Here is an 8,599-nt window from a genome sequence, read left to right as displayed (position 1 = left end):
CTCACGCTCGTCCACGGCTCGATCCAGCCGCCTGGTCCAGAACCCCATGTCACGTCCTCCTGGCAGAAGACGGCCCCGCACTCCGGAAGTGATCAGGAGTGCGGGGCCGTGGTCATCGGGTGGGTCTCGATCAGGCCGCCGCCTCGCCCTCCTGCTTGCGGCCTCGGTGCTGGCCCTGGCCACGGATGGCCTCGGCCGACCAGCGCGGCGGGGTGAGCTGGCCCGTCTTCCGCGAGACGTAGCCGGGGGTCATCACCAGCCCGTCGAAGGCCAGCGCCTGACCGAAGCTGCCCACCTGCGGCTGGTCATGGCTGGCGATCATCACCTCGGCGACAGCCGTCTTGTCCCGGTCATCGGACTCGTCAGCGGGGGTGATCACCTCGACCCGCCACAGGCCCCGGCCCTGCTCGTCGACCTCCTGGCGGCCGTTCGGGTCCGGGCGGCGAGAGCCATCAGACAGCTCCACCCACTTCGCGACCGGGGTCACGGTGCCGGTGCTGATCATGCGGACGCGGTCGGTGTCGATCGGGTAGCTGCGCATCGTCTGCTCCTGCTGCATTCGGTGTGATTGACGTGAACGATGCAAACGACGATAGAGCAAGTGCGGCAAATGATGCAAGCGATGTTGAACGAGCGAATGAGGCTAAGGTGCCCCGCATGTCCGAGGACCCCCACCCCGAACTGGTCGGTACCGGTGAAGCCGCGCGCGCGCTCGGCGTCGACCGAACGACCTTGCAGCGGTGGAACCGCGCCGGCCTGATCACTCCTGCCGGGGAAACGCTGGGCGGCCACGTGCGCTGGGACCTCGACGATCTCCGCGCCCAACTCGACACCATCAAGCAGCAGCGACGGGACCAGCAGGCCTAGGCCTGAGCCCTCGCCTGAACCCGAGACCCCCGCTACTCTGGTGACGCAATGCGTTGCATTACGGTGCGAGTGTGGCCTGGCGGGAGATCCGATGGACCGAAGACAGCGAAGCGCACATCGCGCGCCATGACGTCGACCCGGCCGAGGTCGAAGAGGTCGTCAACACCCGGCCACGAGTCATCTCACCAGGGCGCGAAGGCGTCGAGGAGATCTACGGCCAGAGCCATACCGGCCGATACCTCGTGGTCATCATCAGCGAGGCCGAGGACGGCCGGGACTTCGTCATCACCGCCCGCGACATGAGCCCCAGCGAGCGCCGGTCCTTCCAGCGCCGCACCAACAGCTAGCACCCACCCCAAGTAGTGCACCCAAGGCCGGGAGGCCACAGCCATGAAGCAGGAAGAAGTCGAGCGACTCCGCAACTACTACGACCAGACCGATCTCTCCGCCAACATCGACAACGGCCAGCTCGACACCGACGTCGACCCGAACCCGATGGTCACCACGTCGCTGCGGCTGCCCAAAGACGTCCTCGACTGGGTCCGCGAACAGGCAGCAGCTCAGCATGTGCGGCCCACCACCCTGCTCCGGCAGTGGGTCGAGGAGCGCCGCAGCAACACCGCCAACCTCGAATCGCGCCTGGCACGGCTCGAACAGGCCGTCTTCGACAAAGCCAGCCACTAAAGACCTTTGCCTCCGGCGGCCCCTCCGGGGAGGACCTCAGATCCCGCAGCAGCCGGGAAGTGCTCGGCGATTTCTAGTGGTACTGGTCAGCTCCGGGTGGTGCTGCGATCACGTCGGCCCCGGAGGGCAGCATCTGTGCGGGCAGGGGTCAAGGACTACCAGGTCAGCCGCACACAACATCGATCTCCGGTCACCACTCGACGGAGTCGATCCACCGAGACCAGAACGAACAGCGATCCGCCGGCCTCCTGAACCGACCGGGCCGATGACGGCCCTCGCCAGCCCGGTGAACCACACCCTGGACCTCTCAGCCGCCACCTGCATGAGAGTCCTTGACCCCTGCCCGCACAGATGCAGGCGCAAGCGCGCCGACGTGACCGCAGCACCACCCTCCAAGGCAGCAGACTGGCCGGGGAGAGACCCCGACACCTACGCGCCGGGAAACAACGACCGCTCCACCACACCCTCAGCCACCGCGACCAACGACATCCCGGTCGTCACGGCATAACCACGCAGGTAGGCCAACGCCTCGGTGCAGCTCACCCCCAACCGGATCGCCATCATCCCGGTCGCCTGATGCACCACCGCCGGTTCGAACAACGCCACAGAGTCCAACAACGCCGCAGAGTCCACAGACGGCTCGAACGACTCAAACAACGGGACCACCCGGTCATCACACATAGGGAGCAGCCGTCCTTCACAGTCGACAGGGACCTACTACTGGTCAACTACGCGACCGGGGACTCGGGCCAGCCACAGCATACGTCGCACCCTCTCCCGAACCGTCATGTCGTCGATACAACGACACTGCGCTTCCAACGGCAAAGCGTCTTTGTCGTCGATTCGTTTACACAGACGGCCGACCACGCGAAGAGGCGGACTAAGAAACTACTCCTAGCTCCACGATTTCCCATTACGCAACGATACGTCTACACCGACGGTACGACGGCACACCGTTTTAACGGTTGTGTCGTCGATTGGTTTACAACGACGGCGATGGCGTCGTATCATAGACGCATGGAGATCAGGGAGGCGCTGGACCTGGTCCGGGCCGAATACCCCCGCAGTGAGGCCGACCAGAGTGAGGCCGTCGCGAAACACGCTGCCGCCTACCTCGATGCGTTCGCCAAGCGCGTCAGGGACGACGAGGAGTACGAGTTCAGCGACCGAGAGGCGGCCGCACTGTTCCATCTGTGCGAGGAGCTCCGGTTCGCTGCCGACCAGTTCGAGCGGGACCTGTTGCGTCACCTGAAGTGGGGCAGCGAGGGGATGACCTGGCAGCAGGTCTCCGAGACCGTCGAGGGCCAGCTCGGCGGCCGTCAGGCGATGCAGAAGCGCTGGCACCGGCTGACCGACCACAGCCGCCGGACGACGACCGGGGACATGCGACGCGGCGCGGCGGCAGCCGGATCGACGGCACGACGGTCTACCGTCTTCGGCGTCGATACGACGACGCCGACGGAGGACCGCTCATGAGGATCACCTCGGGGAACTTGAAGGGCGGCACCGCGAAGACGACCACGGCAGTGCACCTGGCCTTAGGGTTGGCACGGTCCGGGCGGACGCTGCTCGTCGACGCCGACCCGGGCCAGGACGGCGCGGTGTCGTGGTCGCAGGAGGCCGAGGACTGGCCTGCCGAGCGCTGCATCGTCATCGCTGCGGCGGACCGGAACCTGGCGCGCCAGATCCGGCCGATGCTCGACGACTACGAGCACGTGGTCTTCGACGTGGGCCCGAAGAACCCGAACCTGCTGCAGCAGGCGTTGAGCCTGTCCGAGCACCTGGTCGTGCCGGTGCGGCCCACCGGTCACGATCTCGCCGAACTCGGCAAGGTCTTCGACCTCGCTGCCGATGCCGACGCGCTGTCACCGCTGACCGCGGAGCTGCTGTTGGTCGACGTGGACCGGCGGTGGGCCTCCGAGCGTGAGGCACGGGCCTGGGCCGACTCCGAGAACTTCCCGACCATGCGATCGCAGGTGCGGCACCTGATCCGGTTCGCCTACGCCCGGGGCACCGCTCCGGACGAGCTGGGCGACTACGAGGACGTGCTCGCCGAGCTGCACGAGGGGGACAAGAACCGATGACAGAACGCAAGCGGGCCGGGAGCCGGCGGAGCCTCGCGGCGGCCGCATCGACGGCGAAGAACACCGGTCGTCGTAACGACGACAGCACGCCGGCGGGCCAGGACCACCCGCAGCATCCCGACCAGATCGAGTTCCCGGACGCCCCCACAGCGCCTGAGACGCCCGCACGGCGGACCCGCGCCCGCAAACCCGCAGCGAAGCTCACCGAGCCATCAGGGGCCTCTCAGGAGTCCGGAGGGGTGGCGCCGGAGTCGCCATCACGGCCGAAGCGCGCGGGTGCCGCGGCCAAGCGCCCCTCGGCCTCAGACATCGCTCCGGAAGGGACCACTCCCGCCTCGGGGCGGCGCGGATCGAAGTACACCGCCGTACTCGACGACGACACCCTCGACGCGTTCGAGCAACTCACCCGGGTCGCCCGGCGCCGTCTCGGGCGGCACGTCGACAAGGTCGAGATCTTCTCGACGCTGGTGCTGCTCGCCGCCGACGACGTCAGCCTGCGCGACCAACTCATCAGCGCCGTCGGCGGCCGCGAGACCCACCGCTGACACCTCGTCGCTAACGCCGACACCACGACGACCGAGTCCTCGACCGATCGTCGCGCTACGTAACGCGACCACGTCCACGCCTTCAAGATCATCTCCACAGACCTATGCATCAATGATCGCCTGGTCAGCGAGCCACGCCGGTTGCTCACGCAGCGTCATATCAGGGAGTGGGTCCAGACGCCTCGCTCTCCCTGTCGCAAAGCATCTTCCCCTCCGAACGGCGAGACCGAGTCAGGGTGTCGCGTGTGCGTCGTCGTATCGACGACATTCGCGTTTTCGGGCCCCTTCAACCAGCAAGATCATTTGATGCATAGGTGTGAGGCGCTCGTGGGTCAGCTCGGCGTGTCAGCTACGCATTCGGCTGGTGGGTCATCAGATCGCCGGGCTGGCAGTCGAGGACCTCACAGATGGCGGACAAGGTCGAGAAGCGGATGGCCCGAGCGTGCCCGTTCTTGAGTACTGAGAGGTTCGCATGCGTGACCCCGACCCGGCGGGCCAGCTCGGTCAACGTCATCTCACGGTCGACCAGAAGCTCGTCGAGATGGACAGCGATCGCCGACTGCAGCTCCGCAGGCACTGTCACACCGTCCCGTCGAGATCGCGTCGCATCGTGATGCCTTCGATGATGATCGAACGCAGCAACAGAATCCCGGCGCCGGCCGCCGGCGCAGGCCAAGCGAGCGAGTCGACGAACGCCGCCTGCAGCTCGCCACCGAACGTAGAACCGGTGAGCACGTGTGCACGCAGGAAGGCCACATCCGCGGCTTCGATCAACGCCCAAACCGGCTGGGCGATCAGTACCCCACTCAGCCAGCCCAGCCGCCGCGGCAACGTGTCGGCGAACAGGCCCTCTCTGTGCGCCGCGCTCAGCGCCCACACCGCCAGCCCCAAGACCGCCAACGCGTACATCCCGGGAAGGATCTGTTGCAGCTCTGCGAGCACGACCCCCAGGCGCGGCGAGTCATGGGCGATGACCAGTGGCGATGACTCGATCATCCGAGCGGAGTCCACCAGCGGCGGAGGGTTCCAACCCAAGGTGAACACGTACGACATCGGCTCCCCGAAGACAGCCTCGCCGATCTTGGCGAACAGTGTCGGCACGAAGACGACGAGCGAGAGGGCAAGCAGCCCGGCGTAGAGCTTGGCCAACCACCCGATCGCGCCGACCAGACCCGAGTGCACCGAGATCACGACATCTCCTTTACTGTTTGTCGGTATATCGAAGAACAGTACATCGATAATCGACACAGCGCTACACGAAGCTCGGCTCAACCTGGCCACGGCTGCATGCAGCGTCGCCGCGGCCACGCTCGTCGCCGCGGCACCATCACCGTCCGGCGTCCTCAAGGTGAGTCGAACAGCTCGGCGGCAGACAGCTCGATGCCCGAATCACCGCGCACCGCAGGCACCGCGTAATGGCCTAACCGTCGCCCGAGAGAGGCACCGGCTCGTTACGACACAGCGGCCCGTGAGGGTCACCGCGTTCTTGCGCCAAGCGTTCCTCCCCCGAGCGCGACAGCTCGAAGCCGATGCGGCGGACGTCGAACCAGGCCACGACCGCAGTCATCCCGCCGGAGCGTCCGGCCGCGCGCAGCGTGTCGAACTCGTAGGCCACCACCCCGGCCCACTGCCGCGACGACAACGAGCCACCGAGCTGGGACCCCTCGACCTCGGCCGCGGCGATCTCGGCGTCGTCCTGCTCGTCGTCGAGGAGCGGGCCCTCGATGCCCAGCTCCGCGGCCTTCTCGGCGAACCAGGCGCGCATCGGGATCGGGCACTGTTTGATCCGCAGGTCATTCGCCGTGCGCGACCACTCGCGCCAGATCCGCAGATCGGCAGCGCCCTGGGCGTCGTCGAGCGTGCCCTGGGCCTGGGCTACGGCGATGTGTTCGACGATCTCGGTCGGGGTGCGGTGACGGTGGCCGACCTCGCGGCCCTTGCGGTCCTGGCCGCGGCCCTGCTTGAACACCCCTCCCACCGCTTCGAGGGCGAGCTTGAACGGGTAGCGGCCGTAGGTCTCGGCGGTGCCGGTGCCGAGCACCTTGACGTCGAGGCCGGCGGATTCGCCGTCGACCTGGGCCACGGCGGTGTAACCGTGAGCTTCGAGCCCGTCGAGCCAGCGCGACCACATCGGCATCACCGCGTCGTGGGCGCGGCCCTCCCCGATGACGCCCTCTACCAGGAAGAACACGTGGAAGTGCGGGTGCCAGCCGTGCTCATCGCCGTGGGTGCACTCGAAGGCTCGGATGACTCCCTTGACCATGCGCTCGGTGCCGGTGCTGGTGGTGATCGGGAACCGGGCCACGCCCATGTCGTGCAGGTCAGCGTTCCAGGGCCGGTCCGAGGTGACCGCTTTCCAGGCTGAGCGTTGCGCGGTAATCAGGTTTCGGAGTTTGTCGCCCCGGTGGTGGCGCATGGTGAACGTCGCCAGCACCACGGAGTTGCCGAGTTTTTCCCAGATCCGGAACACGTGCTCCAGCTCGCGAGCACGATGGACCGCGATCCGGGAGCCACACGGCATGCAGGAGTGCCAGCACGCGCAAGTCTTGGTGCCGTTGATCCCGACGTCGACGCCACCGTCCTCGCGCCCGGCGAAGGTGAGACCGACCTCGTCGCTGCCTTCCTCGAACGGCGCCCGGCGGCAGGAGCGCACCTTGCGCAACGGGCTGTGGCGCCACTCGACACCGGTGTGCATCGCCCAGCGCTGATCACTGCTAGTCGGCTCTCCCTCGACCGCCCAGCCCAGCACCGAATCACCAAGATCAACAACCCCGTGACCTGCGGTGGGGGAGTTAACTCCTGTATTCCCAAGGGCCGCGCTCCGCGCGGGCGGCCCCGCGCTTGCGCCTCCGGCGCCGCGCGGGCCGGGCCCGGCTGTGTCGCGGGTCCCGGGGCTGACGGCCCCAGGCAGGGATGCAGCGAGGCTGAGATGGCCGGTGACGGCCGGTTGGGGGGTTTCGACGTGTCGGCGTTGAGCGTCGGTCGCGACGCCCGTACCGTGGCGTTCAGCCACAGCGACGATCCTTTTCTGTTTGGGTGAGTTCGAGCTCGGATCGCCGCTGGTGCAGAGGCCCTGGTGTTGGCGCACCTGGGCCTCTCGGCTTTCCTGGGGTCTGACCCTGCCCCGCGTGTGATCCGGATCGGCTCCGACACGCCGGGCAGCAGTGCAGCGATCACGCAGGCGATCACGCAGCGGCAGCCGCAGCTCCGGTGTCCGGATCGGCCTGGCAGGCCTCGATCACGGCACGGACGTAGGCGCCGTAGCCACCCAGGAACGGGGCCCGGAACCGGGTCAGGTCCTCACCGGGCGCCGACAGCAGCGCGATCCCCGGCAGGGCGGTGGTGTGGGCCTCGCCCAGCTCACGGGGTGTGCCGGGGTGCAGCAATTCCACGCTGGTCTGGTTGTCGGTGCGGAAGCTGATCCGCAGCGAGCACATGGCGCGCTCGTAGGCGCCGACGATGGTGGCCTCGGCCCGCTGCACGATGATCACGACCCGGAACCCGGCCTTGGCGCCCTCGGCCAGCAGTCGCCCGATCGCCACGCGGACGTCCTTGCCCACCTGTTTGTCCTGATCGGCGGTGCGCAGCAGTCCGGCGTACTCCTCGAGCACGACCAGCCGCATCGGCGCCTCGGCACTGACCTCGAGGGTGTCGCGGTCGGCGGGCAGGCTCGTGATCCGCTCGTCCATCTCGGCGACCAGGTCGTGCAGCAGCCGCAGGTAGGCGTGCGGGTCGGCGACGCCCGAGACCTGGTGTGCGGCGTGGCGGGTCCCGGCGAACGGGCGGAACAGGAGCCCGGTCGGGTCGATCCCGCACACGGTGATCCGCTGGTCAGCCGCCATCTGCGCGAGCAGGCCGTAGGTGAACACGCTTTTGCCGGAGCGGGTCACGCCCTGGACGATCGTGTGGGCCAGATCGGCCCAGTCCTGGGTGAGCTCACGGGCGCCCTCGTCGCGGCCCAGCAGGACCCGGCCCGGTGCGGCGGGCAGCTGCAGGGCGACGGTCCCGGTCAGAGGGTCGGCGTCGAGCAGTTCGATCCGGGCGTGGATCCGGCCCACCGGCTGGACCCGCAGCGCGGCAGCACCCAGGTGCGGGGCCAGGCGCAGGGCAGCGCGGCGGACATCGCCGATGAGCTGGCCCGGCAGCAGCTTGACCAGCAGCGTCGTCGGTGGCCCGAGCACCATCTCAACGACCTCGGGAACGACCACGGTCGGGCCGGTCGCGGTCTCGACCTGGGTACACAGCTCCGCGCCCTCGCAGGATCGACGCCACGCCCACCACAGGGCGTCGGCCTCACGCTCGTCCACGGCTCGATCCAGCCGCCTGGTCCAGAACCCCATGTCACGTCCTCCTGGCAGAAGACGGCCCCGCACTCCGGAAGTGATCAGGAGTGCGGGGCCGTGGTCATCGGGTGGGTCT

At 67.9% G+C, this 8,599-nt stretch carries 12 protein-coding genes; 6 read left to right on the top strand and 6 right to left on the bottom strand.

The window, feature by feature from the left end; all coding sequences use genetic code 11:
- Positions 1-130: 130 nt before the first annotated feature.
- On the bottom strand, positions 131-541 hold the full coding sequence (locus tag NH602_RS24890; protein ID WP_253069054.1) for a hypothetical protein: 411 nt from the start codon (positions 539-541) through the stop codon (positions 131-133).
- A gap of 116 nt (positions 542-657) precedes the next feature.
- Here NH602_RS24890 and NH602_RS24885 point away from each other — a divergent pair, with 116 nt between their 5' ends.
- From NH602_RS24885 to NH602_RS24875, 3 genes are all read left to right on the top strand, one after another.
- Positions 658-867: a helix-turn-helix domain-containing protein gene (locus NH602_RS24885; RefSeq protein ID WP_253069053.1), complete on the top strand. Its 210-nt coding sequence runs from the start codon at positions 658-660 to the stop codon at positions 865-867.
- A gap of 71 nt (positions 868-938) precedes the next feature.
- Positions 939-1,214: a BrnT family toxin gene (locus NH602_RS24880; protein ID WP_253069052.1), complete on the top strand. Its 276-nt coding sequence runs from the start codon at positions 939-941 to the stop codon at positions 1,212-1,214.
- A 43-nt stretch (positions 1,215-1,257) separates the two neighbouring features.
- Positions 1,258-1,551, top strand: a complete 294-nt coding sequence (locus NH602_RS24875; RefSeq protein WP_253069051.1) for a BrnA antitoxin family protein — start codon at positions 1,258-1,260, stop codon at positions 1,549-1,551.
- 429 nt (positions 1,552-1,980) lie between these two features.
- Here NH602_RS24875 and NH602_RS24870 read toward each other — a convergent pair whose 3' ends face one another.
- A complete protein-coding gene (locus NH602_RS24870; protein ID WP_253069050.1) occupies positions 1,981-2,232 on the bottom strand; it encodes an ANTAR domain-containing protein in 252 nt (83 codons plus the stop codon).
- 336 nt (positions 2,233-2,568) lie between these two features.
- Between NH602_RS24870 and NH602_RS24865 the strand changes: the two genes are divergently transcribed.
- The 3 genes from NH602_RS24865 to NH602_RS24855 all read left to right on the top strand — a co-directional run bounded on the left by NH602_RS24865 (position 2,569) and on the right by NH602_RS24855 (position 4,180).
- Positions 2,569-3,027, top strand: a complete 459-nt coding sequence (locus tag NH602_RS24865; protein WP_253069049.1) for a hypothetical protein — start codon at positions 2,569-2,571, stop codon at positions 3,025-3,027.
- A complete protein-coding gene (locus tag NH602_RS24860) occupies positions 3,024-3,635 on the top strand; it encodes an AAA family ATPase (RefSeq protein WP_253069048.1) in 612 nt (203 codons plus the stop codon). The genes NH602_RS24865 and NH602_RS24860 overlap by 4 nt, the downstream gene beginning before the upstream one ends.
- A gap of 239 nt (positions 3,636-3,874) precedes the next feature.
- A complete protein-coding gene (locus NH602_RS24855) occupies positions 3,875-4,180 on the top strand; it encodes a hypothetical protein (RefSeq protein ID WP_253069047.1) in 306 nt (101 codons plus the stop codon).
- 349 nt (positions 4,181-4,529) lie between these two features.
- Here the strand turns inward: NH602_RS24855 and NH602_RS24850 are convergent, their stop codons facing one another.
- The 4 genes from NH602_RS24850 to NH602_RS24835 form a co-directional block, all read right to left on the bottom strand.
- The gene (locus tag NH602_RS24850) at positions 4,530-4,757 is read right to left on the bottom strand and encodes a helix-turn-helix transcriptional regulator (protein WP_308292879.1); all 228 of its coding nucleotides are present in this window, start codon (positions 4,755-4,757) and stop codon (positions 4,530-4,532) included.
- A 2-nt stretch (positions 4,758-4,759) separates the two neighbouring features.
- Positions 4,760-5,371, bottom strand: coding sequence for a hypothetical protein (locus NH602_RS24845; RefSeq protein ID WP_253069046.1), 612 nt, complete (start codon positions 5,369-5,371; stop codon positions 4,760-4,762).
- Positions 5,372-5,600: 229 nt separating this feature from the next.
- Positions 5,601-6,929 carry a protein rep gene (locus NH602_RS24840; protein WP_253069045.1) on the bottom strand — a complete coding sequence of 443 codons (1,329 nt, stop codon included), beginning with the start codon at positions 6,927-6,929 and terminating at the stop codon, positions 5,601-5,603.
- Positions 6,930-7,365: 436 nt separating this feature from the next.
- The gene (locus tag NH602_RS24835; protein ID WP_253069044.1) at positions 7,366-8,487 is read right to left on the bottom strand and encodes an FtsK/SpoIIIE domain-containing protein; all 1,122 of its coding nucleotides are present in this window, start codon (positions 8,485-8,487) and stop codon (positions 7,366-7,368) included.
- Positions 8,488-8,599 lie beyond the last annotated feature (112 nt).

Source organism: Pseudonocardia sp. McavD-2-B, assembly GCF_024124365.1.
GTDB lineage: Bacteria > Actinomycetota > Actinomycetes > Mycobacteriales > Pseudonocardiaceae > Pseudonocardia > Pseudonocardia alni.
The sequence above is the reverse complement of the archived record's forward strand: the minus strand, read 5'-3'. Positions and strand labels throughout refer to the sequence as shown.

Excerpts from the sequence above, each read along its gene's own strand:
- NH602_RS24870 (WP_253069050.1), bottom strand. The coding sequence starts at position 2,232 with ATGTGTGATGACCGGGTGGTCCCGTTGTTTGAGTCGTTCGAGCCGTCT.
- NH602_RS24875 (WP_253069051.1), top strand. The coding sequence starts at position 1,258 with ATGAAGCAGGAAGAAGTCGAGCGACTCCGCAACTACTACGACCAGACC.
- NH602_RS24860 (WP_253069048.1), top strand. The coding sequence starts at position 3,024 with ATGAGGATCACCTCGGGGAACTTGAAGGGCGGCACCGCGAAGACGACC.
- NH602_RS24890 (WP_253069054.1), bottom strand. The coding sequence starts at position 541 with ATGCGCAGCTACCCGATCGACACCGACCGCGTCCGCATGATCAGCACC.
- NH602_RS24865 (WP_253069049.1), top strand. The coding sequence starts at position 2,569 with ATGGAGATCAGGGAGGCGCTGGACCTGGTCCGGGCCGAATACCCCCGC.
- NH602_RS24885 (WP_253069053.1), top strand. The coding sequence starts at position 658 with ATGTCCGAGGACCCCCACCCCGAACTGGTCGGTACCGGTGAAGCCGCG.